This window comes from Photorhabdus khanii NC19 (assembly GCF_000517265.1).
GTDB classification, from domain to species: domain Bacteria; phylum Pseudomonadota; class Gammaproteobacteria; order Enterobacterales; family Enterobacteriaceae; genus Photorhabdus; species Photorhabdus khanii.
In genome coordinates this window covers 23,911-50,780 of the sequence record NZ_AYSJ01000013.1, presented here as the reverse complement: position 1 = coordinate 50,780, position 26,870 = coordinate 23,911, and the positions used below count along the sequence as shown (strand labels likewise).

Sequence of the window (26,870 nt, the reverse complement as noted above, 5' to 3'; positions counted from 1 at the left end):
TGACCAATATCGAGTATGATGCTTGCAGTATACTTCCCGATTTTTTGGTAAATTCATCAAGTTAATTAGATCGTTTATATCCCGTGTTTCGGGGAAACCGTGTTAAACGCCACCAAAGATGTCTGAACAAAACAGGATTGATTGCCGAACATGACAACCTTTTATTCCGTCCTAAGTTGGCTTGCTATTTTCTTCTATTGGCTGATCGTTGCCAGTATCACCTTACGTATTTTAATAAAACGCCGGCCTGTCACTTCCGCTATGACCTGGCTGCTGATTATTTATATCCTGCCCTTAGTTGGCATTATCGCTTACCTGTCATTTGGTGAGCTGCATTTGGGAAAACGCAGAGTTGAACAGGCAAAAGCCATGTGGCCGTCAACAGCGGTATGGCTTGAAGAGTTGCGCAAATCTCGTCATATCTTCGCCACGGAAAATAGCGAAGTCGCGACACCTTTATTCCAGCTTTGCGAACGGCGGCAAGGGCTTGAAGGCGTTAAAGGCAACAAGATCCAACTGCTGACAACCTATGACAATTCACTAAAAACCATTATCAAAGATATTGATAATGCGAAACACAGCATTGAAATGATGTTTTATATCTGGCAATCCGGCGGCTTGGTTGAACAAGTGACTGATGCCCTTATGGCCGCCGCACATCGAGGAGTCAGATGCCGTGTTATGGTGGATTCAGCCGGCAGTTGGTTATATTGCCGTAGCCAATACCCGGATATCATGCGCCAGGCAGGAATTGAATTTGTTGAAGCTTTACCAGTCAATATCTTCCGTCTATTTCTACGTCGGATGGATCTGCGCCAGCATCGTAAAATTATCCTGATAGACGACTATATTTCTTACACTGGCAGTATGAATATGGTAGATCCACGCTTCTTTAAGCAAGACGCCGGCGTTGGACAATGGATCGACATCATGGTGCGAATGGAAGGGCCGGTTACCACGACGATGGGGGTTATTTACGCTTGTGACTGGGAAATGGAAACAGGTCAACGCATCTTTCCACCCTCACCAGACAACAATATCATGCCATTTGAACAAGCCAGCGGGCATACAACTCAGATTATTGCCTCTGGTCCAGGATTCCCTGAAGAGTTAATTCAACAATCTTTAATGACGGCTATTTTCTCTGCCCGTAAGCAATTGATATTAACTACCCCTTATTTTGTTCCCAGTGATGACCTGATGAATGCTATCTGCACTGCGGCCTTAAGAGGTGTGGAAGTTATTATCATTGTTCCTCGCAGAAATAATTTTTTCCTGGTTCGCTGGGCAAGTCGTGCATTCTTTTCTGAACTATTGAAGGCGGGAGTTAAGATTTATCAGTTTGAAGAGGGTTTATTACATACCAAAAGCATTTTGGTTGATGGCCAACTCAGTATGGTTGGCTCAGTTAATCTCGATATGCGCAGCCTGTGGCTGAATTTTGAAATTACCGTGGTTATTGATGACGAAAACTTTGGTAATGACCTGGCTTTGGTGCAATTCGATTACATGGCCCATTCTACATTGCTGGAATCCATGAGTGGGAACAGCGCCCTTTGTGGCATCGGATAATTGAACGTATTTGTTACTTTTTCAGCCCACTACTGTGACCAATACCCTCGTCTTGACAAGATGGGGGTACCAATCAATGCTTCATCATGTTTTAATTCTCCCATCATTACTACTGACAAATGAATTGATATGGACAACAAACCTTCACAAACGATGGACTTAGATCTCNNCNNCNGAATGACAGAAGATGAAACCCTTGAGAAAGCGTATGACATCTTTCTTGAGCTGGCTTCATCCAATCTCGATCCTACGGATATTTTGGTATTTAGCTTACAATTCGAAATACGGGGCGGCGCAGAATTAGGGATCCTTCCGAGGATTGGCCCGAACATGTGGATTTGGATGTGAACCATGATTTTTTCGCAGAGGTGATTATCGGGCGAGCAGAATCCGAGGATGATGAGATTAATGATATTTTTGGTTTCATTTTGATTTGCCGGGAAAAGTCTCACCAGATTTGCCATATTTTGTGGAAAGAGTAATTATAGCGACTTTACTTGTACCCCTAATCTATATTTATTGCATTTCCCGACTCACTATTACAGTCCTCGAGAACGAGCAAGTATTTTTCAAAAAAGCTGATTTGATATTCTTTCGTCAACCGGTTATAGCTATCCATAACCAGCATTGATTGACTGTATGCGGTTGGGTAAGTCATCAACTGAGGTAGTTAACGGAGAATGTAACGAACGCATCCCAACCACTTAGCTTTTAGCCCTGTGCTGGAATTGAGAGATGAGGTGTGGATCCTCTCAGATTTCCGGCCTTATAGTGCCTAAAAGCGGGAGCCTATTGCTCCCTGATAACTGGAGGATCTACTCATGAAATTTACTTCTTTTGGCATCGATATTGCAAAACATTTGATGCAAATTCATTTTGTTGATGAATACACCGGTGAACTCATTGATAAACCGCTGCGGCGGAATGATTTTTTAACGTTCTTCAGTAACCGACAGCCGCCATTGCTACGATGGGCGATTCCAGCACACTCCGATCGGGCAGAGAGTTTTCGACCTATCTGGGATTGGTGCCGAAACAGACAGGAACGGGAGGCCGGGTCAAATTACTGGGGATCAGTAAACGGGAAGATCCCTACCTGAGGACCCTGTTTATTCACGGTGCAAGAGTGGCCACCTTACTCACGAAAACACTGCTGCCGTGGGTGACGGAGCTGAAAAAACGGTGCCCGGTCTGAGTGACAATTGTGGGGATGGGCAATAAGCTGACCCGCACCGTTTGGGCATTGATAGCCCATCAGCGGGAATACCAAAAAGATTACGTCAGTGTCAGGCCTTATTGAGGCGTTTCACTGGTCAACTTTCACTTTTAACCACAAGGGTGAATGCAGAAAGATTGCTAAGACAGTGATAATGATGACAAAGACAGGTAAGACCGTGACTTGCTAAACCTGATTTATGCTCTGAGCGTAAAGCTCGTTAGGAGAATGAGGAGCCAGTCAGTGGATTACATCGAGGCCCGCAGCTCGGCTGCAATAAGGCCGGATATAGAGCTGCAACCTACCGTCGATGTCAACGTGATTTTTGTCTTGCAAACGGGATGCGTTCATATAGAGCATAAATGTCCCACGGCTTTTTATGCCCTCAAATAGAATGCGAGCCGTTACATTTGTTCCGTGTCCACGAATGCTGGGTAAGATCATGAAGCACCATCAATAAAGAGGAGTCACCACCTAGTTCATTTAATAATTACCTTTGTGCCTTTGAGCTCTCTGGGAAGCTTAGCTGTTGTAATGAATGATTTCAGCTTTTCAGATATATGAGATTTAATGAAAAGTTCTTTATTTGTATGCCAGACATGAAAAAAATTGGAGTCACTGATTATCTCACGAATTAGGAACGATGATTCCAGAGCAGTAATTAAATTCTCATTGCTAATTTCAAGCCTGGCATCTGTAAGGAAAATGATGCCTGTTCCCAGCTCAAACTGATTTACTACGATGATCTGAATATCGGAGATAGCTACATCACAGCCACATTGTTGGCTGAGAACGCTCACGAATTCATCAATAGAAATCGAGGTTCCCATGATATTATAGTGAGATGCTATTCTACCAGTAAATGTTAGCTCTGTTCCTCGAAAACCGCACTTACATAACTGAACTGGAATCAGACTTCCTGTATCCCCTGTGTGATGGTTTAAGAGGTGATCACCATCCGGATACAGAATGGAAGCGATAATTTCATTATTATCATTTTCGTTGTTCAATTTTACATGCTCATAAATATGATAGCTATTGCCGTGCAAATAAGAACATTGATATCCAAGAGGACCTGTTTCCTGTGAGGTATAAGCAAGGGGTTTAACTATGACTCCCGGAAGTAAATGCTTTATTCTCGAAAGAGATGAGGAGTTGAACTCTTCTCCCAAGAAAAAAATGTTTCTGATTGAAGTCAATTGCTGGAGCCTTTCTTCATTTATCAGCTTATCGGCAAAGCTCGGAAGGCAGATAAGTGTGTCAATACTATATTCATATATAGCGTTGCTAAGTTCATCACTGTCTGTAACAGAAGCAAAGGGATAATAGTTTACCTGTAAATGGCGGCAAATTTCATGTGCAAAAAGGAAACCGCCCCACAAATTACCCGCAGTAAGGCAATTGGCTACGGAGTGAACAGAAAAGTCTGAAAACACAGTTTTCAGACTTTTTGCTGCTTCATGAGTTACAAATTGATATTTTTTCCAGCTGTGCCGAATTATCCTAGATTTACCTGTAGTGCCACCTGTAGCGAAGACGATATTTACCATGTTAGCTTCCTGAAGTATCTTTAACGAGCGCAAAGCTCCAAACTGATAATAGTACGGATACGGCAACTAAAAGAAGTATGTGATATGCTGTGGTCTCACTTGCGTATTCTATTAGCATGCCAGTAATCCATGAACCAAAAGCTTCACCGATATTTGATGCAACCAGTATAAAGCTGAAAATCACACTTACTGATAGATTACTGGTGCACGACGACGATTTATAATAAATGGCAGGGACAATGACTGACTCATAAATGCTATAGGAGATAAGGGCAGCTATCGCCATGTAAAGCGAGCCAGTAAGATATAAAGACGATAATAATCCTGTCACTGAAATCACAATGATCACTGTACGTTCGGAAAGATTCAGTATTCGGGATATTACACCCTGCCAGAAACAGATGCATACACCTACAACAGAGAAGAAGAGACCTATATAACTTGAGAAATCGACTCTTACACGGGCAAGAAGAGTCGTTGCGGTTATGAAGGCTCCCATTATTGCAAAGCAAAAGAAAGATGCCTGGAGTAGTCGCCTGATGTCATGATTCTTTTTAATTTCGTTCACTGAGGAATAAATCGCCCAGAAGGCGCTTTTTTTTCTTTCGGACGGAAGGTGCCCTTTTGGATAATGATAAACTAACATAAATGATGCCCCGCTCAGGAGTATACCAGCCAGAAGTAATGTGATCATCACTGACGGGGTGTAGCGATGTTCAACGGCCAATGTTGCGATTAGTGGAGCTATCACCACAGCGGAATTTTGAAAGAATGAATAAATGCTTAGCGATTTCTTTAATTTATCCCCACTCAGTATTTCCGTTAATATCTCTCGCGTGAATGGCTTAGAAACAGACTTTGATATGGCTACCAACGCGAAAAATGTGAACCACGCAAAAGCTATTCCTGAGCTGATCACCGTCACAAATGCCAGACTTCGAAGTAGCAATGAAATGCTAAGCAGCAACTTCCTTGAAAATCTTTCGAGATATCCCGTTGCTACAAGCATAATGATGCTTTCCAGAATTACTGACCCCGCCAAGCACAGTGCAACATCTCGGGCTCCCATTAGCGTAGAACTGCCTAATACAGGAAGGGCAAAGAAAAAAGAGAACTCGGCCATAAAGACTGAAATATAAACAAAGATCAGTAGCTGGTTATTTCTCATTTATTTAGTCTTTCTTTAACTAAAAAAGCCATCTTATCGAATACCGGGGTTTTTATATGATCAGGTAGTTTTGTTAGCCCTGTTTCAGCAGTACACATTTCATTGAAGTAGAAACATTCCCCGGTCATCAGCCAGTCTACTGAAAGTATATCGTTACCTGTGCGGTCAACAATACGTGTGGAAAGTTCCAGCATTTCTTCATATTTATCGCTTTGGCTACAGTAGAAAGCAGTATACTCATCCTTTGACAGGATATCTTGTTCTCCTCCCAAAGCTACATTTCCCAAATAATCTGCCTGTCGGGGCTTTCTGATTTTGACAAACATCAGATCTCCTGCAAGAAAGTAGAATCGAACATCGCATGCTTTCTCAAGGAATGGCATAACAAAGTAGACCACAGACGATGCGGAGATAAGATTGGCAGTACTTATCGCCTGCTGATGGCCTACGGTTTTGATCACGCCAAATCCCATTCCCGAACCGATGGGTTTGAATATAAGTGTGTTATATCCTTTATCCAAGAAAGATCTTACGGACGGTACCACCTGTTGGTGGTACCCTAACATGCAGAAAGGCATTAATGGAGCGCTCATTCCTGATACAAGCATCATCTGAGCAACTTTGTCCCACTCGAGGTTTTCAACGCCACCTATGCTTTCGTTGAGAAGCCGGGTGCCTGTGATGCGTAAATAATTTCTCAAAGAAAACGCTGTGCCTTTCGCTTGAGGATTAAGATCCGCTGGTGAGATAATAAATGCCGACTGATTGTCATCCAGATGTTTTCCGCGGTGCAGTAACTTTCCCGAACCTTCATTATCGAAATGAATCACGCAATCACGAAGCGGTAAAAACCTGAACTCAATACCTCTTTTATGAAATTCTCGCGTATATTCTGAATAACTTGATTCGATATCCTCTGCATCAGGATGTTCCTCTTCTGCAACGATCCAATATACCTTATCCATGAGCTTTCCTTAATAACAACACTGACTGAGAATGTGATGTCTGGATTACAGAATCAATAACCAAGTCATTCTTAAATGCTAGGCGTTCATATTCATCATAATATCTTTCTTTACCCACAAAAAGAGCATCCATCAACAAGTCAAGCGTTTTTCCCTTGACGCTACCATGTTCTTTTATTATTTCTACAATATATAATATTGAATTTTTGGACATTGCGTGAGCACAATTTGCAAGGATCTTTCCTGCTTTGTCATCATCCCAGTCATGCAGGATATTTTTAAGTATATAAACATTAGCGCCAGATTTTATCTGGTTGAAGAAGTCGCAGTTCAGATAAGTAATACCATCAGAGAATTCTAGCTCCTTTGCGTAACGATCTATGACCGTGCAATCTTTAAAACTGAATGTTTGCTTGAGTTTTTTTGCCAGAATTCCTTTTCCACCACCTATATCAACCACTCGGTGATTAGGATGTATATCAAATATTTTTATTAACTCATCACTTATTTCATCAGTTATGGCTGCCATCAGCGAGTCGAATGTCGTTTTCAGAGAGGGGACATCAGTGATGAAATCAAAGAATTTTTTCCCATGTTTTTTCTCAAAAGCTGAACGGGTAGCCCCAGACCCAAGAGAACCAAAATAATCTGGCCATATCTCCCAGTAGTGTTCACCAAGTTCGCAGTTTATCCATAAAGTTTCAATGCTATCTTCTGATGCAAGTGCAACGGCATTTTTAGTGAGCGAGTATTTCCCTTCTGAGAGAATAAGAATCTCACAATCAATCATAACATCAAGAAGCCTGCCAAACCTTTCAGCGGAGGTTTTGGTATAACATGCTATTTCATCCAGTGTCATCGCTCCCATTTTTCCAATAAAAATAGGAGCCTTACTTTTTACGAAAGCATTCAGTGCTGCAGATTTCCTGTAACCTGTGATAATTTCTGTTAGCATTACTATAATCCGGTCAGCTCAGATAATGATTCCGCAAATCTCTCAATTTGATTTCTCGTATGCGCTGCGGATATTGCAACACGAACAATGCTCTGATGCCTCGATACAGTAGGATACATCGCCGCAGTAACCAAGATTCCTTTTTCACGGAGTCCCTGTGAAGTTTTGATAGCTTTATCTTCAAGTCCGATAAATACTGTCCTTATCGGACTTGATTTTTCTTTGACTTCAACATTTGAGACAATTTCATCAAAGTAAAAAATGTTATCCCTGAGTCTGTTCTGTAATTCACTGATCTCTTTCGACAGGTGAATATCAGCTGAAGCCAAACAGGCAGCGATTCCCGGGAGCGAGGGGGGCCACTAAAAATATAGTTGAGAGCATACTTTTTAACGAAAAAAGCGGCTTCAGAATTGCTGAAGGAAGCAAAGCCTCCATGAGAGCCGAAAGCTTTAGATAGTGATGAAAGAAGAATCAAGTTATCGGCAAATTGGCCCAAGGTATTTAAAGCATAACCGCAGCCATTTTTGCCAATGATTGATGTTCCGTGAGCATCATCAGCGTAGTAATACCCGCCATACTGATTGGCAAGATCTGTCAGGCTCTTAACATCTGTAGCCCCCCCCATTGAGCCCAGAGTATCAGAAATTAGTATGGGTGTTTTCTTCTGCTTAGCACTTTCCTGTAGCAGGGCAACTAATGCCATTTCATCGCTGAAAACGGCTCTCTGATAAGTACCAAACTGTTCGAGTATCCCACGTAAGGTTTGTACTGATGCGTGGGTTGTTTTATCAACTATCCATACAATACCACTTTCACTTACAGGATAGCCGGGGAGCTCACCTGATCCCAGAAGAGGAAGAACCGCGAGATGTGCAGCGCCAACCGAATTGAATGTCACAGCGTGAGAGTCAAGAAAGATGCTGTTGAGCTTAGATTCGAGCTCATCAAAAATGTCGCATTTCGCGCGTGTACGCGCAGCTGCGTACTGGACACCGTACTTATCAACTGAAGATTTCACGGCTGAGATAAGATTGGGATGATTCTCCAGACCTAAATAAGAGCATGACATAAAATCAATGTATGTATCGCCTGTAGAAGCCCTTATCTCACGGCCTGACGGACGCGAGATTATAGTCAGATCATTAATCCCCTCCTGCCAAATTCTATCCTGATGGCTCTGACTCACTTTTATCCTTTCTGATAACCAATTTTTATTTTTCACTTAGCCTATTCCCATTCCATGTAAAAACTATCATCAAAATCGGCATCAACAATAAACATTCAATTTTCTTCATTGTCAAATAAACATTATGATAATGAGATGGATAACCCATACTTAATCTGTCACGCCACAAAAGTTAACCCTTTCATTGGCCACCATTTCATGTGTGTGATGGAAAAGATTTTGAAATAAATGGTTGATTAAAAAATCAGTTTGCTCTGGAGAAAGTAAACTATCAGACCCCCATTATCAGGTTTAAGCTTATCTTGATTGAAGTAATCACTGATATGGCGGTCAACGATGGTCTGATAGAATCGCAATGCCTGGGCTATCATCACAGAACTCCCCCTTCAGAAGCAAGAAGGACGGCTTTTATTCTATCCCGTACTTTCCCATCACGAGTTATGATCTCCATTTCGCATAAAATCAAGCATCTTCAATGAGCACGGGTATAAATCTCAACAACCGAATGACAGAAGATGAAACCCTTGAGAAAGCGTATGACATCTTTCTTGAGCTGGCTTCATCCAATCTTGATCCTACGGGTATTTTGCTATTTAGCTTACAATTCGAAATACGGGGCGGCGCANAATTACTGGATCCTTCCNAGGATTGGCTTGAACATGTGGATTTCGATCTGAACCCTGATTTTTTCNCANAGGTGATTATCGGGCTAGCAGAATCTGAGGATGCTGAGATTAATGAATANNCNCGCTCGTATTTTGATTTGCAGGGAGAAACCCACCAGATTTGCCATATTTTGTGGAAGAGTAATTTCAACGACTCACGTTTGAAATCCCCGAAACCATTTGTCCGTGACTGACATGGAGGACTATATAAGTTATTCAAACCAATGTGGGTAACAAACCATGTCTGTAATCCATTATCCTGAGCGGATATCAAAGGAATAAACGGTGATTCCTATCCCTCACAGAATAGAGTACAGATAATCTTAAGATACATCAATTTCATCTTTTACTTTTGTACTCCTCAGCGCCTCATATAAGAAATAAATGCTGATGATAAATAAATAAGTACCTAATATCATCATAGCATCATTTGATTGCATATAACGTGACAAAATGTAAGAAACAACAGAGCCAAACGGTATTGCAGAATAGATAATCATGTAGGATGCAGAAATAACGCTCACCACTTCATCTTGGTGATAATTAGTCTGTCTCTCAGTATAAAAGACAATTAAGTTGATGGCACTCAACAACATAACAATACTCCATGCTATTGATGCAATATAGATATTATTGGTTATGGGTATGAAAATTAAGCACAAAGAACATACTATCCCTGTAATGGAAATTAAATGCCATTTATTAACATTGTTCTTATACATAATCCTGCCGATCCTTACTCCTATAATTAACCCGATAGTGGAAATAGCAAAGAATAATCCTAACTTTATATCTGTTAAATTAAATTTTTCGATTAAAAAATACGTCAGTATAGATTGAAATCCATGTAACGCTATGTTTGAAAAGAAAAAACGCCTCATCAAATAATTAACAAACAAATTATCCTTAATAAGTCTAAAACCTTTGATGGTTTTTAAGATGAAATTCTCACCGGTGGTTTTTATTCTCAACTCTATATTTATTTTAGCTAAAATAAATATAGAGATCACATATATGACACCAATAATAAGAAATACATTATTATAACCTAAATAACTTAATATGGTTGCGCCGATCATTGGTCCTATAGCAGGAAACAGGCTATCGACAAAAGCAATTTTCCTGCTCATTTCTTCCATATCTTCTTTATGTGGCAATATCTCTTTTAATATACTGTGGATAATGGTTTGGTATAAGATAAGAATGGATGATAACAAAAATACCACCATAAAAAAACAAGGTTACTAAAATTAATCTCAAAGTAGATATAGGAAAAAAGACATAAAAACAAACCAATTAAATTCAGTATTAATAGGCTTGCTTTTTTTGCAAGCCTGTTTTCGAGTAGATTAGCTATCGGAGGTGCAATGATGTTTGGTGTAAATAGCAATCCATAGCTAATCGTCATCATTTGCAATGATTTTGTTTCTGAATAAAGCACTAACGGAGCGATAAATTTAAAAACCCAATTATTCATCGAGTTGAGGATGTATGAAATTAAAAAATATAGTGATTGACTGCTTTTTAATTTAAACATTGGTCAACTCGTTCCTTCATTTCCTTGAATATCGCATAACCCCTTTCTGTTAGGTCACCATACTGTTCTATGATATTGTATGTTTCATTATACCGAGTTAATGCTCTTTCCAAGAACTTCGTATTGTTATTGAGATCGTTTTTGGAAGAAACTTTAACAGCCTGTCTGAAATAAGACACGATATTGCCAAGCACATAATTGGCATGATAGATACCAGACATTGGCCTTTTATCTTTTCTAAATGGTGCCGTGTAGAGATTCTCTACCGGGTTGTAGACAAGCTGATCTTTAGTTTGCTCCAAAAATAATTTTGAGTGCGATGCCTCATGAACCAAATCTTCAATGTATTGGTTCATTGAACTAATCTCTTCCTTCGTATTGGGAGAAATGATGATACATCCCAACGTTTTTAATGTTGACCCCGATTTTATCCCCCCACGTTCAGTTTGACCAACCAAAACAATGTGCTTTATTAACGAATTGACAAAGTTGTAGTAATAGGGTGAAACAGATTTCATGAGATCCAATGATTGATGTATTTTGGTTATCTCTTCTTCTGAGTTCCCCATGAATGGGCCGAATGCATAAACACCATCGTCATTGACGTCATTATCCGGTTTGTCATAGATATCTTTTAAGGTTTTTGCTACCTCTTCTGAGATGTTAGCATCAGTAATAACTAATATTTCCGGTCTACCAGGAACCATTGTATTAGGGCTGTGAGTAGACAAGTTATTCAACGCAGATTTTAAGAAAATTTCTGCATTTTTTTGGTCTTGCTCTTTTATCGCATCAACGCACAAAAAATAGTTGGCAAAAACCTTCCAATTATAATTGATTTTTAACTTATCACTGAAGGCTATATTGAAGTTTTCAGACAGGTATTTTAACGAAGATAACACTTCATCTTCAAAAAACGATTTATTCTTCTCAATGGCAGCAGTCATGACAAATTCCTCATTAATAAAGGTGTTAAAGTGTCCAGATATTTGGACACTTTAATCGCACTAGATGACGCTTACTTTCGATTGATGAGAACAACAGCTGTGTACAAATGACCTTTCGGGGTAAATAATTTAGAGAGATCGATATTGTTCATATTAACGTCTCCATTACTTAGATAAAACTCAGTTACGCTAAATATATGTCAACAAAATACATTTATTTAATTAACACTTCTCCAACACAAAAATATTTAACATTTTATTTATTAAAAGTCAACTATTTATTATGATCTGCAAGTAAATGATACACTACCCCAGTAATTTCATGGAGTTGCAATTAAAAAACCAATAAATTACCAAGCAAAGTGCACCATCTCATATGACAACATCATCAACAATTACAACGGATCAACCTTCAAACAAGACACCGCATGACGAAAACTCCCCTCCATCAAGGGTCGCGTCTTAGCACATTCAGGATCGGCCATTGGGCAACGTGTGCGGAAAACACATCCTGATGGCGGATTGATCGGTGACGGTAATTCACCTTCCAGTAACTCAATATGTTTATTTCGTTCTTTATCTGGATCAGGCACCGGCACTGCCGACATCAATGCCTTGGTATAAGGATGCTGTGGATTATGATAAACCTCATCATAAGTGCCCAACTCCACCGCATGCCCAAGATACATCACCAATACACGGTCAGATATGTGCTTAACCACCGCAAGATCATGGGCGATAAAAATCAGCGACAGCCCCATTTCCCGTTGTAATTCCTGCAACAGGTTCACCACCTGAGCCTGAATGGAGACATCAAGTGCAGATACCGGTTCATCACAAATCACCAACTTAGGTTCAAGAATAAGCGCACGGGCAATCCCAATACGTTGACACTGACCACCAGAGAATTCGTGCGGGTAGCGGTTAATCAGATTCGGCAGCAATCCAACCTTCATCATCATGGCTTTTACCCGGTCTTTGATTTCCAGCTCTTTCATCTTAGGATGATACGTGCGCAGTGGTTCAGCAATAATATCGCCAATCGTCATTCTCGGGTTCAGGGATGCTAGTGGGTCCTGGAATATCATCTGGATATCACTGCGAATATCCCGCCACTGTTTATCATTCATATCCAGCAGGCTTTTTCCCAACCAAGTGACCGAGCCACCGGAAGACTTGACCAATCCGATAATTGCACGGGCAAAAGTCGATTTACCGCAACCAGATTCGCCAACCACACCAAGGGTTTCCCCTTCATACAACCTCAACGTGACGCCATCAACCGCTTTCAGAGTTTTTGCTGGTTGCCAAAACCATTGTTTGCCATCTTTGATATCAAAGTGAACTTTCAGATCGGCTACTTCCAGCAGCACGCGTCTTTCTTCAATCGGACTCATACCAATTCTCCCGGTGCTTTAAAACAAGCTCGCAAACGCCCATTGCCAAATGCCTCTAACTTTGGTTCACAATCTACACAATGGTCTACTGCAAACTGACAGCGTGGCTGGAACGGACACCCTTTCGGCAACCGTAATAAATTAGGCGGATTCCCCGGAATTGTTGTCAATGATTCTTCATCACCATCAAGACGAGGTACAGCATTAAGAAGGCCAATAGAATAAGGATGCGTTGGCTGATAAAACACTTCGCGAGCCGTGCCATACTCCATAGTCCGCCCAGCGTACATCACCAGCACTTTGTCACAAACACCGGCAATTACCCCCAAATCGTGAGTAATCATAATTATCGCAGTATTAAACTCCTGTTTCAGTTCATTCAGCAGAATCATAATCTGTGCCTGAACCGTAACATCAAGTGCAGTTGTCGGCTCGTCAGCAATCAGCAATTTTGGCCGGCATAATAATGCCATTGCAATCATTACGCGCTGACGCATACCACCAGAAAACTCATGAGGGTACATGCTCATACGTTTAAGCGCTTCCGGCATTTTGACGGCATCCAGCATCCGAATCGATTCAAGGTATGCTTCACTTTTACTCATACGTTTATGCAGCATTAATACTTCTGTGAGCTGGTCACCAATACGCATATAAGGATTGAGAGAGGTCATTGGATCCTGAAATATCATGGATATTTCTTCCGCTCTCATGCGGTTAAGTTCTTTCTCTTGCAAGTTAAGAATTTCCCTGCCATTAAAAATAGCAGAGCCGCCAATCGTGCCGTTTCTGGCAAGCAATCCCATCAGAGCAAAAGCAGTTTGTGATTTTCCAGAGCCAGATTCACCGACGATTCCCAGCGTTTCCCCTGCCCGTAAATCAAAATTCAGCTTGTTCACCGCGGTAACATCCCCATCCGGGGTACTAAAAGTCACGTTCAAATCTTTAACAATTAACAACGGCTCAGAACTTTTCTGGTTTTTAACGCTGTTCATGTTACCTCCTTAACGATCTTTCGGATCGAGGGCATCACGCAAGCCATCGCCGATAAAGTTAAAACAAAACAGTGTCACCACCAGAAAACCGGCAGGAAACATCAGCAACCACGGGGAAACTTCCATCGAATTCGCACCATCACTTAACAACGCTCCCCAACTGCTTAATGGCTCCTGCGTTCCCAATCCCAGAAAGCTAAGAAATGATTCAAACAGAATCATGCTTGGAACCAATAAAGATGCATAAACCACCACCACGCCCAATACATTAGGGACAATATGGCGTAACACGATGTAACGGGTTGGCACCCCACACACCAACGCTGCTTCAATAAATTCTTTACGTCTCAGGCTTAGTGTCTGCCCCCGGACAATACGCGCCATATCCAACCATGACACCATGCCAATCGCGACAAATATCAGCAAAATATTCTGTCCAAAAACGGTCACCAACAGGATCACAAAGAACATGAATGGGAATGAATTCAGAATTTCCAACAGGCGCATCATCACTGAGTCTATTTTTCCACCCAGATAACCGGATAATGAACCATACAAAGTTCCAACGACTACGGCAACCAAAGCTGCGGCAATCCCAACCATCAATGAAATACGTCCACCAATAGCAACACGTACCAGTAAATCACGACCAGAGGAATCGGTACCGAAATAGTGACCAGACTCAAAATCAGGTGGCATAGACATCATGGCCCAGTCAGTATCATCGTAAGTAAACTGGGCCAGCATCGGTGCCAGGATCACAAACAAAGTAATCAAAGATAGCAAGCACAAACTGGCAATCGCTGCCCGGTTGTGAATAAAACGACGTCGTGCATCCTGCCACAAACTACGGCCTTCAATTTCCAGTTGCTCAGAGAAATTTTCCAGAGCTTCGCTGTTTTGTTTATTGACTATCATTGCGCGCTCCAGTCTTAATAACGGATCTTCGGATCGATGACGGCATACAACACATCAACAATCGCATTGAACAGAATAGTCAGGCCACCAACCAAAATAGTCAGGCTTAATACCAATGAATAGTCACGGTTCAACGCCCCATTAACAAATAACTGCCCTATTCCCGGTAAACCAAAGATTGTTTCAATCACCATTGAGCCGGTGATAATACCGACAAAAGCAGGCCCCATATAAGAGATGACCGGTAGCAATGCGGGTTTTAAGGCATGGCGGAATATAATAATACGTAATGGCAACCCTTTAGCACGTGCAGTACGGATAAAATTAGAGTGCAACACTTCTATCATCGAACCACGGGTGATACGCGAGATACTGGCGATATAGGCCAAAGACAGTGCTACCATGGGTAAGATCATAAATTTTGGCACCCCGCCATTCCAGCCTCCTCCCGGCAGCCATTTAAGATGAATAGCAAACACCAGCACCAATAGCGGTGCCACAACAAAGCTTGGGATAACAACCCCCGTCATGGCAAATCCCATCACGGTATAATCCCACTTTGTGTTCTGATTAAGTGCAGCAATAACCCCGGCGCTGACCCCCAGCACAACCGCCATAATAAATGCCGATGCACCTAATTTAGCCGATACCGGAAATGCTGTCGCGACCAGATCGTTAACTGTGTAGTCCTTATATTTAAAAGACGGCCCAAAATCCCCTTTGGAAAGCTGGATTAAGTAATCAAAATATTGTTTATACATGGGGTCATTCAGATGATATTTCGCTTCAATATTTGCCATAACTTCTGGTGGCAATTTCCGCTCACCAGTAAATGGGCTGCCTGGTGCCAACCGCATCATGAAAAACGAAATAGTGATAAGAATAAAAAGTGTCGGGATCGCCTCTAAACAACGGCGTAAAATAAACTTAAGCATTGCCCGTTCCTATGTGTTGGCCCTAAACCCTGGCCTTAAAATAATCTGACACTAAGGCAGCCCTTTCCGGGCCGCCCTGCAACTATTAGTGTTTGATAATATAGAAATCTTTGGTGTGTAAATTATCCAAAGGATCTTTCCCTGTAAAACCACCAACATAGGGCTTCACTAACCGGGTATTCACATAGTAATAAAGGGGAACAATGGCTGAATCTTTATCTAACTGTGATTCTGCCTTTTGATAAACGGCCGCACGCTCATCCTCAGTTTTTACTTGCAGGGATTCTTTCATCAGCTTATCAAATTCACTGCTCTTATAATGAGAGGTGTTATTACTGCTGTAAGAAAGTAACATATTAAGGAATGAGGAAGGTTCATTGTAATCGGCACACCAGCCAGAACGGGCTACATCGTAATTGCCCTGATGTCGAGTATCCAGGAAAGTTTTCCACTCCTGATTTTCCAAACGAACATCAACACCTAAATTCTTCTTCCAAATAGAAGCTACCGCGATTGCAATTTTTTTATGCAGATCGGAGGTATTGTAAAGCAAGTTAAACTTCAATGGATTATCTTTAGTATAACCCGCTTCAGCCAATAATTTTTTGGCTTCCTGGTTACGTTTTTCCTGGTTCCAATCGGTAAACCACGCTGGTTTTATCTCTTTAAAACCATCAGTAAACGGAGGTGTAAAACCGTAAGCAGGGATATCACCCTGTGCTTTTACTTTATTGGTCACAATGTCTTGGTCCATCGCCAATTTCAATGCAGTACGGACGCGAGGATCATTAAATGGCGGCTTTTCGTTATTAATTTCGTAATAATAAGTACATAATTGTGGGTTAATACGCAACTCGTCCGGGATCTCTTTTTTCAGTTTCTGGAATAACTCAATCGGCAAATTGGTATAAGTCATATCAATTTCACCACTACGATAGCGGTTTACATCCGTCACTTCTGAGGAAATTGGCAGGAAAGTGACCTGATCAATAACCGTATTTTTGTTATCCCAGTATGTTGGGCTACGTTCCATCACAATACGTTCGTTGACCACCCAGTTTTTCAGTTTGAAAGCGCCATTACCCACAAAATTCTGCGGTTGAGTCCATTTTTCGTTATATTTTTCCACCGTAGCCCGATGAACCGGCGACATTGAGGAGTGAGCCAAAAGCCTTGGCAGATAAGGAACCGCTTCACTCAATGTGAGCTGTAATGTATAGTCATCCAGTGCTTTTACACCCAGAGTATCCGGTTTCTTTTTGCCACTGATGATGTCATCAATATTGGTGATATGGGCATATTGGAGATAACTTTCATAAGGAGAAGCCGTATTGGGATCAGCCAAACGCTGCCAGCTGTAAACAAAATCATGCGCAGTGACCGGGTCACCATTAGACCACTTAGCCTCTTTACGCATATGGAATGTCCAGACGGTGAAGTCTTTATTTTCCCAACGGGTTGCAGAACCCGGCAAGATTTCACCATACGGGCCAACGATTACAACACCTTCAAACAAATCGCGAGCCAAATGTGATTCTGGCACCCCTTCAATCTTATGTGGGTCCAGTGATTGCGGCTCAGAGGCGTTATTACGAACTAAAACCTGTTTATCAGCTAATTGAACACCATCAGGCACTTTTGCAGCAAATACCTGGCTCGCCACTACCATACTTAGTACAGCACTGATGCTGACAGTAAGTAATTTATTCTTAGTTGTGTTTATCATCTTTTTCTACTCCAATTTTACATCGTCAGACTTTTTATCAGTCGACGGCCCAGAAATACGGGTCGGATTATCACCTGCATTCAAAAGGAACGATTTTGTTTGCAGGGCCAGTAACTCTTTTGAGTAAAACTAATGTCTAGTTTTTTATCATATACAGTTGCTTAATATCCATATAATCCAATGGGTCTTTCCCTGAAAACCCTCCCACTGATGGGCTAACAAGCCGTACACTCACCCGGTAATAAACGGGAATCAATACCGAGTCTTTATCAAGTTGAAATTCAGCTTGTTGGTATAACTTCTTACGCGCAACCGCATCTTTAGCGACTAACGCCTGCTCCAGATAGCTATCGAAACTTTTATTCTGGTAGAAAGTCGTGTTGTTGCTGCTATGTGAAAGCAACATATTTAAAAACGCGGTAGGTTCATTGTAATCCGCACACCAGGTCGCTCTGGTAACCTCATAATTCCCTTGGTGACGACTTTCAAGAGAAGTTTTCCATTCCTGATTCTGTAAAATCACATCAGCTCCCAGATTCTTTTTCCACATGGAAGCGGCAGCAATAGCTTGCTGTTTATTTTGATCAGAGGTGTTGTACAGCAATGTGAACCTCAGCGGATTCGCCGGATTAAAACCCGCCTGCGCCAATAATTCTCTGGCACGTTTATTACGCTGTTCCTGTGTCCAGCCAGCCCACTCTGGTTTAGCAAAATCACCACCTCCGATAAACGTTGGCGTAAAACCATAGGCCGGTATTTGCCCCTGCCCCATAATTTTTCCCGCAATAATATCCCTGTCGAGAGTTAACTTAACGGCTTCACGGACTCTTACATCAGTAAACGGGGGTTTATTATTGTTAATTTCGTAATAGAACGTACAGAGATAAGGGCTGACGCGTATCTGATCAGGGATCTCTTTTTTCATTTTCCGATACAGATCCGGAGGGATAGCGCTGTTGGTGATATTTATTTCCCCACTACGGTAGCGGTTAACACCGCTGGTTTCGGACTGAAGTGGTAAAAGCGTCGCTTGCTCAATAATTGTTTTGCCGTTATTCCAGTATTGTGGATTACGTTCAATCACAATCCGCTCATTCACCACCCACTCTTTCAACCGATACGCCCCATTGCCCACATAATTTTCCGGCAGCGTCCATTTATTACCCAATTTTTCGACCAGATCCTTTTTCACTGGTTTCATTGCCGTATGACTGAGCATATTGACGAAATAAGGCACGGGATGCGTCAGAGTAACCTGCAAACGATGATCATCCAGCGCTTTAACCCCCAACTGGTCAGGTGATTTTTTACCTTTCAGAACATCATCAATATTTTCAACGTAAGCATATTGAAGATAACTGGCATAAGGTGAACCCACCTTTGGATCAGCTAATCGTTGCCAGCTATAGACAAAATCATGTGCAGTGACGGGGGTTCCATCACTCCATTTCGCATTATCACGCAGATAGAAAGTCCAAACTTTGTAATCCTGATTTTCCCAATGACTCGCAACGCCCGGAACAGTTTCTCCCTCGGAACCCGTACTGACTAATCCTTCCAGGAGATTAAGAATAATGTTGGTTTCCGGCACACCTTCGACTTTATGTGGATCAAGTGACGCAACTTCTGTGCCATTATTGATAATAATCTGCTGTTTATCCGCGAGCTTCACACCATCTGGAACTTCAGCGGCAAACACGGTCGCAACAGGAAATACCGATAATAAAAATATACAGGAAACAAACTTATGTAATTTTAATTGCTTGATCTTCATTTTTTACCTCCAGTTTGGTGGACCTGTTCATTCACTTCGCATATATCCCATCAAGGCCGGTATCTTCACATTATTTGGCCCAAAGTAACGGATTGAATATTAAAGGTGACTTATCATATCAATTGTTAAAATCCCCTTCTTATATTGTAAAAACCATCCTTACAAACAACTCAATGCATTCTATTACATTAATTGATAAAACACCCCAGACAACAACATAAGCAATTGATAAATATCATTTTATTAACAATTTGCTTAACTAAAATAGTAAACAAAGGTAGTCCAGAGATGAAAATAAACATAATTTTAACAAATTGCAATCAATGCAAATTAAAAACCTACATTCATCACAAAACTACGGTGGAAGCAACCAGTTACAGATTGAACTAACAGACAAGAATAATTCAGAAAAATATTGGGTTATTTGTATAAAATTCAGGAAGTACCAGTAAAATAAGTGAGAAAAGCCCATAAAACAGGCTTTATAATAAAAATGACAAGAATATTATAATTTGTAATTTGACTTGAGAAAAATCTAACACCTTTTATCGTCAATCGTATCAAAGTAACCCTGGGAATAATGCTTTGATCCCTGTCACAATCAGTTCGATTCCCAAAGACATCAATAGCAACCCCATAATTCGGGTGATAACGTTAATGCCTGTTTGCCCAAGATATTTGACGACTAAGGGAGCTGATCGGAATAACAACCAACAGCAAAAAGCAAACAATGCACTGGTTAACACCAACCCAATAAAATTCTGCCATCCCTGATAGCGAGAACTCCAAACAATGCAAGAGCTGATTGCCCCAGGACCGGCCATTAACGGCAGTGCCAGCGGCACAACACCAACGTTCTCTCTAATGGCTGTTTCTGATTTTTCTTGCTTATTCTGTTTGTCTTCCCCAAGTTTACCGTTAATCATCGACATAGCGATGGTCACAACAAGAATCCCACCAGCAATACGGAAAGAGTCGATGGAAATGCCAAACATCCGCAGTATCGAATCACCCAGCAGCAAAGCTGTCCATAAAATGATGGCAACAGAGGTATTGGCGATAAAATTAGTTCTATTGCGGGCGGCCTGGGCCTGGTAGTTAGTCATGCTGATAAAAACCGGCAAAATACCAACAGGATTGACGAGTGCAAACAGCCCAACAAAAAATTTAATATAACCAGAAAGATCCAACAGTAAATCACCCACGAATAACCCCTCTTGAGTTACGCAGTGTTAATGACAATATTTTCATATGATCACTCACTCAAAAATCATAGAAAACTTAATTTTTCCTTTACTTTATACTGATAAAGTTCCGCATTCCATCGACTGCGATTTATTTTTCAATTTAAAATGTCTTATATAACAAATCGTTAACCCGATTTTTTCATTAGGTTAAAAACTCAACCTGATTAGCGCTTTTATCACCCAAGTGACAATAATGATCACTCACCCAAGCTGAAAGGAGTCAGCTTGGGATTTATGTGATTAAGATCAATATCTACTTAATACCAAATGGTAATCTGTAGCCATCATAAAATCACCAAGTTAAATAGTCTAAAAATCACTTATTTATTGATATTAAAATATTTTTAATATTTTCCAGGAGTATTTCTTTATGACTGTAACTCATATTACTGAACTGAACGAGCTGGTTGCCCGGGTTAAAAAAGCACAACGTGAATTTGCCAATTTTTCTCAGGAGCAAGTTGACAAAATCTTCCGTGCCGCGGCCCTTGCGGCGGCAGACGCACGCATCCCTTTAGCAAAATTAGCCGTGGCGGAATCAGGGATGGGTATTGTCGAAGACAAAGTGATCAAAAACCACTTCGCTTCCGAATACATCTATAACGCTTATAAGGACGAGAAAACCTGTGGCATTTTGTCCGAAGACAAAACATTCGGCACCATCACTATCGCCGAACCTATTGGCTTAATCTGCGGTATCGTGCCAACGACTAACCCGACATCTACCGCTATTTTTAAGGCGCTAATCAGCCTGAAAACCCGTAACGGGATTATTTTTTCACCCCATCCACGCGCTAAAAAAGCAACGAATAAAGCAGCTGAATTGGTTCTGTGTGCAGCGGTTGAAGCCGGCGCACCAAAAGATATTATTGGCTGGATTGATGAACCGTCTGTTGAACTTTCCAGTGCATTGATGCATCACCAGGATATCAACCTGATCCTCGCGACCGGTGGCCCAAGTATGGTAACAGCGGCATACAGCTCTGGTAAGCCGGCAATCGGTGTTGGTGCCGGTAACACACCGGTCGTCATTGACGAATCAGCTGATATTAAACGCGCGGTTGCCTCTATTCTGATGTCCAAAACTTTCGACAACGGCGTTATCTGTGCTTCGGAACAGTCTGTTATCGTAGTGGATTCTGTTTATGATCAAGTGCGTAAACGTTTCTTTACTCATGGAGGTTATCTGTTACAAGGTAAGGAACTGAAAGCGGTTCAAGATATCATCCTGAAAAACGGTAACCTAAATGCGGAGATTGTTGGTCAGCCCGCAACGAAAATTGCCGAAATGGCAGGCATTCATGTTCCTGAAAGAACCAAGATCCTGATTGGCGAAGTCAACCTGATTGATAAAACGGAACCCTTTGCCCACGAAAAACTGTCGCCATTACTCGCGATGTATCGTAGTAACAATTTTGAAGACGCGGTAGAGAAAGCAGAAAAACTGGTTGAAATGGGGGGCATTGGTCACACATCCTGCCTGTATACCGACCAGGACAATCAAGCGGCACGAATCAAATCCTTTGGCGACAAAATGAAAACAGCCCGTATTCTGGTGAATACACCTGCTTCTCAGGGGGGTATCGGTGATCTCTATAATTTCAAACTCGCGCCATCTCTGACACTGGGTTGCGGTTCATGGGGAGGAAACTCCATCTCTGAAAACGTAGGGCCAAAACATCTCATCAACACCAAAACTGTGGCGAAGAGAGCAGAAAATATGCTGTGGCATAAACTTCCGAAATCAATTTACTTCCGCCGCGGTTCACTGCCTATCGCATTAGAGGAAGTCGCAACTGATGGCGCACAACGTGCCTTCATCGTAACAGACCGTTTCTTATTCAATAATGGCTATGCTGATCAGGTCACTGATGTGCTGAAATCCCACGGGATAGAAACCGAAGTTTTCTTTGAAGTTGAAGCAGACCCAACGTTAAGCATTGTGCGTAAAGGCGCAGAACAAATGCATTCATTCAAGCCGGATATCATTATTGCCCTGGGTGGTGGTTCTCCAATGGATGCGGCCAAAATTATGTGGGTGATGTATGAACACCCTGAAACGCATTTCGAAGAATTAGCCCTGCGGTTTATGGATATCCGTAAACGTATCTACCGATTCCCAAAAATGGGGGTTAAAGCGAAAATGGTAGCGATTACCACAACTTCCGGTACAGGCTCTGAAGTGACACCCTTCGCCGTCGTCACTGACGATGCAACCGGTCAGAAATATCCACTGGCTGATTATGCCCTGACTCCTGATATGGCTATCGTTGACGCCAACCTGGTGATGAATATGCCAAAATCACTGTGTGCTTTTGGTGGTCTGGATGCAATCACCCATTCCCTGGAAGCTTACGTATCGGTCCTAGCAAACGAATACTCTGACGGACAAGCACTGCAAGCGCTGAAACTGCTGAAAGAGTTCCTCCCAGCCAGCTATCACGAAGGTGCCACAAACCCAATTGCCCGTGAACGGGTTCATAATGCTGCAACTATTGCAGGTATTGCATTTGCTAATGCTTTCCTGGGCGTCTGTCACTCTATGGCGCATAAATTGGGTTCGGAGTTCCATATTCCACATGGTCTTGCTAACGCACTGCTGATTTGTAACGTTATCCGCTATAACGCTAACGATAACCCAACTAAACAGACTGCATTCAGCCAATATGATCGCCCGCAAGCCCGCCGTCGTTATGCTGAGATTGCGGATCATCTTAGTTTGTCTGCGGCCGGCGACCATACGGCAACAAAAATCAAAAAACTGCTGGCATGGCTGGAAGAGATGAAATCAACACTGAGTATCCCAGCATCTATCCGCGAAGCTGGTGTTCAGGAAGCTGACTTCCTGGCAAAAATTGATAAGTTGTCTGAAGATGCCTTCGACGACCAATGCACCGGTGCTAACCCACGTTACCCTCTGATTTCTGAGCTGAAACAATTACTGCTGGATTCATTCTATGGACGTGAATTCACAGAAACAGAAATCACACCAGAACCCCCGGAAAAAACAGGCTGTTAACTGATTTAAACCACTTAAAGGGTGCCTGATATCCGCACCCTTTAACTTTACTTCTGCCCCATTTTCCTCAATGTTAATCCAAGCGCCTTCAAACGGTTTAAGGAAGCTTTACCGCAGACAACAGGATGATAATTTATATACTTATCTTCATCTTGCCTTAGCCTTGCTGATAGCATCCATATAGTGCTTACGACAAACAGACACATATTTTTCATTGCCGCCAATATCAACCTGTTCGCCATCATAAATGGCCACACCTTCGCTATCAAAACGCAACACACGGCTTGCTTTACGCCCACAATGGCAGATAGTTTTCAGCTCAACTAACTTATCAGCCCATGCCAGAAGATACTGACTACCGCTAAAAAGCTCCCCACTGAAATCCGTTCTCAATCCATAGCAAAGAACCGGAATATCATCGTAGTCAGTCACCTTACATAGCTGTTCAACCTGCGCTTTTGTGAGAAACTGACACTCATCAATCAGCACACAATGCACTTTTTCCTGCATATTTTCAGTTCTGATTAACTCACCAATATCTGTCTGTTGGCTAAACAGGAATGCATCAGCAGATAATCCAATACGAGAACTGACTTTTCCTTTTCCAAACCGGGTGTCAATTTCTGCGGTAAAAATCAACGTTCTCATCCCTCGCTCATTATAGTTATAAGAGGATTGCAACAGTGATGTCGATTTTCCGGCGTTCATTGCGGAGTAATAAAAATAAAGTTGAGCCATCGGCCCTGCCTCTTAACAAAATTTATAAAGCCATATAGTCAGATGAGTTTACCATAAACTTTAGTGGTGATTATCCATCATAGTAAGCTGTACCAATTGATATACAGAAATATTTAGCTTAGTGATGTCTTAATGATCCATGACCATGATCACATCAAATGGGTAATAAAGCGCATTTGAACGACAAATGTTCATGTTTAAATTAAGAAATGAAAGCCAGACTGATTTGTTGCATATTGTATACAAATTAATAATGTGCGTGACTTACTTCCAGAAAATAGTCACAGAAAATCGACGATAACTCATGGATTAGTCATAAGTTTTTTTTAACTTAGTATTATTTCGCCTTAGCAGGTATGATAAGAAACAGTTAAAATTACTTACCGATTTAGTATATGCTTGGTTTATAAATTAGAGAGATAATCATGCCCTTTGTTAAAGGTACCCTGAACATGTTATTGTGGAATGACAATCGAAATAGCTGTATAAAAAGCGCTATATAACTTTTGTAAAGAAATTACGTTTAAAAAAAAAGAGTCATTTTATCCGAATATGAGAAATTGACTATTGCAGAAAATAAAATAGCATTCTATTATTATATCCACATCAGCCATCATCATTAATAATTTGAGACCAGGACAATGAGCGATTTAAAAGCCTTAAATAACATCCGTACTTTACGAGCTCAAGCAAGAGAATGTGAACTTGAGTTCTTAGAAGAAATACTTGAAAAACTGACCGTCGCTGTTGAAGAACGCCGTGCAGAAGAATGTCAGGCAAGAGCTGAATCCGAGGAACGTGCACGTAAATTGGAAGAAGTTCGTAAAATGATTCTTGATCAAGGAATTGATCCAAGTGAATTGCTTCAGACAATGAGCTCCGGCAAATCTGTTGGTAAAACAAAACGCCCTGCGCGTCCAGCTAAATACCAATACGTTGATACAAACGGTGAAACTAAAACCTGGACTGGCCAGGGACGTACACCGGCTGTTATCAAAAAAGCAATTGAAGACGAAGGAAAAACTCTGGAAAGCTTCTTGCTCTAACATATTGTTTTTAAACTGATTTAATTATAAAAATACCCTCTTACAAGGGTATTTTTATTATATAAACGGTTTAACTGACAAACGGATTAATGCCTGTTATATGAACTTAAGCATCATTGAACAGCAGGCATTTAATCAAGTGACAACCTGCTGTGCCATTTCTTTGTTATGAAGCAGCGCTAGTTACTAACTTAGCCAATGCTAAGGCAAATTAATAACCAAGCAGGTACAGTTATTTACTTCTCTTAGGTCGCTGTCAGTGATTCAATAGAAAAGGAGCCAATGGCTCCTTTTTTCTTATTTGGATTGATGATAGAAATTCAAATACCACTCTACAAACTGCTTCACACCATGCTTTACCGACGTATTGGGGGCAAATCCTATTTTTTGAAAAAGGTCACTTGAATCAGCGCAGGTCGATAGAACATCACCATCTTGCATAGGCATAAAATTTTTCTTGGCCTGAATGCCTAATGACTCTTCTATTGCCTCAATAAAATCACCTAGTCTAGTTGGTTGACCATTACCAATATTATAAATACGGTAAGGAGCAGAACTGGCAGATATTTGCCCATCCTCAACCATCCAGCTCTCATTTGATGCAGGAATGATGTCTTGCAACCTGATTATTGATTCAACGATATCATCTATATAAGTAAAATCTCTAACCATGCTACCGTGGTTATAAACATCAATAGGCTGCCCTAATAACATCGCTTTAGTGAACTTAAATAAAGCCATATCAGGACGTCCCCACGGGCCATATACGGTGAAAAATCGCAAACCTGTCGTTGGCAACTGATAAAGATGAGAGTAACTATGAGACATTAATTCATCTGATTTTTTAGTTGCCGCATATAGTGAAACTGGGTGATCAACTGAATCGTTTGTCGAAAACGGTTGCTTTCTATTTAACCCATAAACAGAACTGGAAGAAGAATATAATAAATGCTCAACATTATTATAGCGACAACCCTCCAGAATATTGATATGCCCGACTATATTCGAATCAATGTAAGCCATTGGGTTTTGCAACGAATAGCGAACACCAGCCTGAGCTCCCAGATGGATAACCCGCTGAAATTGATGTCGCACAAAAAGATCGGGAATGGCTATTCTGTCAGCTAAATCCAGCTTTTCAAATTTAAAGCCTGGCTTATCAAGTAATAGATCTAACCGTGCTTGTTTGAGATTCACATCATAATAGTCATTGAGGTTATCGATACCCACAACCTCATGCCCCATTTGTAATAATCGCTGGCTCACATGAAAGCCAATAAAACCAGCCGCACCTGTGACTAAGAATTTCAT

At 41.3% G+C, this 26,870-nt stretch carries 20 protein-coding genes and 4 pseudogenes; 6 read left to right on the top strand and 18 right to left on the bottom strand.

The window, feature by feature from the left end; genetic code table 11:
- The first annotated feature begins 150 nt into the window (after positions 1-150).
- The 3 pseudogenes from cls to PTE_RS24555 all read left to right on the top strand — a co-directional run.
- A pseudogene (gene cls / locus PTE_RS12325) lies at positions 151-1,610 on the top strand (cardiolipin synthase).
- A 115-nt stretch (positions 1,611-1,725) separates the two neighbouring features.
- A pseudogene (locus tag PTE_RS12320) lies at positions 1,726-2,054 on the top strand (HI1450 family dsDNA-mimic protein).
- 470 nt (positions 2,055-2,524) lie between these two features.
- Positions 2,525-2,872, top strand: a pseudogene (locus PTE_RS24555) (transposase); the annotation flags it as partial.
- A 395-nt stretch (positions 2,873-3,267) separates the two neighbouring features.
- Here PTE_RS24555 and PTE_RS12310 read toward each other — a convergent pair.
- From PTE_RS12310 to PTE_RS23735, 7 genes and pseudogenes are all read right to left on the bottom strand, one after another.
- Positions 3,268-4,338 carry a phenylacetate--CoA ligase family protein gene (locus PTE_RS12310; RefSeq protein ID WP_036846909.1) on the bottom strand — a complete coding sequence of 357 codons (1,071 nt, stop codon included), beginning with the start codon at positions 4,336-4,338 and terminating at the stop codon, positions 3,268-3,270.
- 1 nt (position 4,339) lies between these two features.
- A complete protein-coding gene (locus PTE_RS12305; protein WP_036846908.1) occupies positions 4,340-5,506 on the bottom strand; it encodes an MFS transporter in 1,167 nt (388 codons plus the stop codon).
- Positions 5,503-6,471 carry an ATP-grasp domain-containing protein gene (locus PTE_RS12300; protein WP_036846905.1) on the bottom strand — a complete coding sequence of 323 codons (969 nt, stop codon included), beginning with the start codon at positions 6,469-6,471 and terminating at the stop codon, positions 5,503-5,505. Before PTE_RS12300 ends, PTE_RS12305 begins: the two co-directional genes overlap by 4 nt.
- Positions 6,464-7,426 carry a methyltransferase gene (locus PTE_RS12295; protein ID WP_036846902.1) on the bottom strand — a complete coding sequence of 321 codons (963 nt, stop codon included), beginning with the start codon at positions 7,424-7,426 and terminating at the stop codon, positions 6,464-6,466. The genes PTE_RS12300 and PTE_RS12295 overlap by 8 nt, the downstream gene beginning before the upstream one ends.
- A 2-nt stretch (positions 7,427-7,428) precedes the next feature.
- Positions 7,429-7,722, bottom strand: coding sequence for an aminotransferase class I/II-fold pyridoxal phosphate-dependent enzyme (locus tag PTE_RS27275; protein ID WP_422615332.1), 294 nt, complete (start codon positions 7,720-7,722; stop codon positions 7,429-7,431).
- Positions 7,629-8,651 carry an aminotransferase class I/II-fold pyridoxal phosphate-dependent enzyme gene (locus PTE_RS12290; RefSeq protein ID WP_051477388.1) on the bottom strand — a complete coding sequence of 341 codons (1,023 nt, stop codon included), beginning with the start codon at positions 8,649-8,651 and terminating at the stop codon, positions 7,629-7,631. Before PTE_RS12290 ends, PTE_RS27275 begins: the two co-directional genes overlap by 94 nt.
- 150 nt (positions 8,652-8,801) lie before the next feature.
- Positions 8,802-9,066 (bottom strand): annotated as a pseudogene (locus PTE_RS23735) (IS630 family transposase); the annotation flags it as partial.
- Positions 9,067-9,090: 24 nt separating this feature from the next.
- Here PTE_RS23735 and PTE_RS12280 point away from each other — a divergent pair.
- Positions 9,091-9,474, top strand: coding sequence for an HI1450 family dsDNA-mimic protein (locus PTE_RS12280; RefSeq protein WP_051477387.1), 384 nt, complete (start codon positions 9,091-9,093; stop codon positions 9,472-9,474).
- Between the two features lie 129 nt (positions 9,475-9,603).
- Here PTE_RS12280 and PTE_RS12275 read toward each other — a convergent pair whose 3' ends face one another.
- The 9 genes from PTE_RS12275 to PTE_RS12230 form a co-directional block, all read right to left on the bottom strand.
- Positions 9,604-10,509, bottom strand: a complete 906-nt coding sequence (locus tag PTE_RS12275) for an MFS transporter (RefSeq protein WP_071992977.1) — start codon at positions 10,507-10,509, stop codon at positions 9,604-9,606.
- Positions 10,510-10,804: 295 nt separating this feature from the next.
- Complete coding sequence (locus PTE_RS12265) at positions 10,805-11,764, bottom strand: aKG-HExxH-type peptide beta-hydroxylase (RefSeq protein ID WP_036846892.1); 960 nt, start codon at positions 11,762-11,764, stop codon at positions 10,805-10,807.
- A 395-nt stretch (positions 11,765-12,159) separates the two neighbouring features.
- Positions 12,160-13,161 carry a murein tripeptide/oligopeptide ABC transporter ATP binding protein OppF gene (gene oppF / locus PTE_RS12260; protein WP_036846889.1) on the bottom strand — a complete coding sequence of 334 codons (1,002 nt, stop codon included), beginning with the start codon at positions 13,159-13,161 and terminating at the stop codon, positions 12,160-12,162.
- Positions 13,158-14,156, bottom strand: a complete 999-nt coding sequence (gene oppD, locus PTE_RS12255) for an ABC transporter ATP-binding protein (protein ID WP_036846883.1) — start codon at positions 14,154-14,156, stop codon at positions 13,158-13,160. The genes oppF and oppD overlap by 4 nt, the downstream gene beginning before the upstream one ends.
- A 9-nt stretch (positions 14,157-14,165) precedes the next feature.
- Positions 14,166-15,074 (bottom strand): oligopeptide ABC transporter permease OppC, encoded by a 909-nt coding sequence (gene oppC, locus PTE_RS12250; protein WP_036846881.1) that lies wholly within the window; start codon positions 15,072-15,074, stop codon positions 14,166-14,168.
- Between the two features lie 14 nt (positions 15,075-15,088).
- Positions 15,089-16,009 (bottom strand): oligopeptide ABC transporter permease OppB, encoded by a 921-nt coding sequence (gene oppB / locus PTE_RS12245; RefSeq protein ID WP_036846879.1) that lies wholly within the window; start codon positions 16,007-16,009, stop codon positions 15,089-15,091.
- Between the two features lie 85 nt (positions 16,010-16,094).
- Entirely contained in the window at positions 16,095-17,735 is a 1,641-nt protein-coding gene (gene oppA, locus PTE_RS12240) for an oligopeptide ABC transporter substrate-binding protein OppA (protein ID WP_036846878.1), read from the bottom strand.
- Positions 17,736-17,871: 136 nt separating this feature from the next.
- On the bottom strand, positions 17,872-19,509 hold the full coding sequence (locus PTE_RS12235) for an ABC transporter substrate-binding protein (protein WP_036846873.1): 1,638 nt from the start codon (positions 19,507-19,509) through the stop codon (positions 17,872-17,874).
- Between the two features lie 560 nt (positions 19,510-20,069).
- Positions 20,070-20,714 (bottom strand): YchE family NAAT transporter, encoded by a 645-nt coding sequence (locus PTE_RS12230; RefSeq protein ID WP_036846870.1) that lies wholly within the window; start codon positions 20,712-20,714, stop codon positions 20,070-20,072.
- Positions 20,715-21,126: 412 nt separating this feature from the next.
- On the opposite strand from PTE_RS12230, the gene adhE reads away from it, so the two are divergent.
- The gene (adhE, locus tag PTE_RS12225) at positions 21,127-23,775 is read left to right on the top strand and encodes a bifunctional acetaldehyde-CoA/alcohol dehydrogenase (protein ID WP_036846868.1); all 2,649 of its coding nucleotides are present in this window, start codon (positions 21,127-21,129) and stop codon (positions 23,773-23,775) included.
- A 147-nt stretch (positions 23,776-23,922) separates the two neighbouring features.
- On the opposite strand, the gene PTE_RS12220 is transcribed toward adhE, so the two are convergent.
- Positions 23,923-24,513 (bottom strand): thymidine kinase, encoded by a 591-nt coding sequence (locus tag PTE_RS12220; RefSeq protein ID WP_036846863.1) that lies wholly within the window; start codon positions 24,511-24,513, stop codon positions 23,923-23,925.
- 641 nt (positions 24,514-25,154) lie between these two features.
- On the opposite strand from PTE_RS12220, the gene PTE_RS12215 reads away from it, so the two are divergent.
- Positions 25,155-25,559: an H-NS family histone-like protein gene (locus tag PTE_RS12215; protein ID WP_036846861.1), complete on the top strand. Its 405-nt coding sequence runs from the start codon at positions 25,155-25,157 to the stop codon at positions 25,557-25,559.
- A 297-nt stretch (positions 25,560-25,856) separates the two neighbouring features.
- On the opposite strand, the gene PTE_RS12210 is transcribed toward PTE_RS12215, so the two are convergent.
- Complete coding sequence (locus tag PTE_RS12210; protein WP_036846858.1) at positions 25,857-26,870, bottom strand: NAD-dependent epimerase; 1,014 nt, start codon at positions 26,868-26,870, stop codon at positions 25,857-25,859.

What these genes read in the sequence shown, in the direction of transcription:
- PTE_RS12310 (WP_036846909.1), bottom strand. Translation starts at nt 4,338, where the DNA reads ATGGTAAATATCGTCTTCGCTACAGGTGGCACTACAGGTAAATCTAGG.
- PTE_RS12295 (WP_036846902.1), bottom strand. Translation starts at nt 7,426, where the DNA reads ATGCTAACAGAAATTATCACAGGTTACAGGAAATCTGCAGCACTGAAT.
- PTE_RS12275 (WP_071992977.1), bottom strand. Translation starts at nt 10,509, where the DNA reads ATGGTGGTATTTTTGTTATCATCCATTCTTATCTTATACCAAACCATT.
- oppF (WP_036846889.1), bottom strand. Translation starts at nt 13,161, where the DNA reads ATGAGTCCGATTGAAGAAAGACGCGTGCTGCTGGAAGTAGCCGATCTG.
- PTE_RS12215 (WP_036846861.1), top strand. Translation starts at nt 25,155, where the DNA reads ATGAGCGATTTAAAAGCCTTAAATAACATCCGTACTTTACGAGCTCAA.
- PTE_RS12265 (WP_036846892.1), bottom strand. Translation starts at nt 11,764, where the DNA reads ATGACTGCTGCCATTGAGAAGAATAAATCGTTTTTTGAAGATGAAGTG.
- PTE_RS12210 (WP_036846858.1), bottom strand. Translation starts at nt 26,870, where the DNA reads ATGAAATTCTTAGTCACAGGTGCGGCTGGTTTTATTGGCTTTCATGTG.
- oppB (WP_036846879.1), bottom strand. Translation starts at nt 16,009, where the DNA reads ATGCTTAAGTTTATTTTACGCCGTTGTTTAGAGGCGATCCCGACACTT.
- PTE_RS12305 (WP_036846908.1), bottom strand. Translation starts at nt 5,506, where the DNA reads ATGAGAAATAACCAGCTACTGATCTTTGTTTATATTTCAGTCTTTATG.
- oppA (WP_036846878.1), bottom strand. Translation starts at nt 17,735, where the DNA reads ATGATAAACACAACTAAGAATAAATTACTTACTGTCAGCATCAGTGCT.
- PTE_RS12300 (WP_036846905.1), bottom strand. Translation starts at nt 6,471, where the DNA reads ATGGATAAGGTATATTGGATCGTTGCAGAAGAGGAACATCCTGATGCA.
- PTE_RS12235 (WP_036846873.1), bottom strand. Translation starts at nt 19,509, where the DNA reads ATGAAGATCAAGCAATTAAAATTACATAAGTTTGTTTCCTGTATATTT.
- PTE_RS12220 (WP_036846863.1), bottom strand. Translation starts at nt 24,513, where the DNA reads ATGGCTCAACTTTATTTTTATTACTCCGCAATGAACGCCGGAAAATCG.
- adhE (WP_036846868.1), top strand. Translation starts at nt 21,127, where the DNA reads ATGACTGTAACTCATATTACTGAACTGAACGAGCTGGTTGCCCGGGTT.
- oppD (WP_036846883.1), bottom strand. Translation starts at nt 14,156, where the DNA reads ATGAACAGCGTTAAAAACCAGAAAAGTTCTGAGCCGTTGTTAATTGTT.
- oppC (WP_036846881.1), bottom strand. Translation starts at nt 15,074, where the DNA reads ATGATAGTCAATAAACAAAACAGCGAAGCTCTGGAAAATTTCTCTGAG.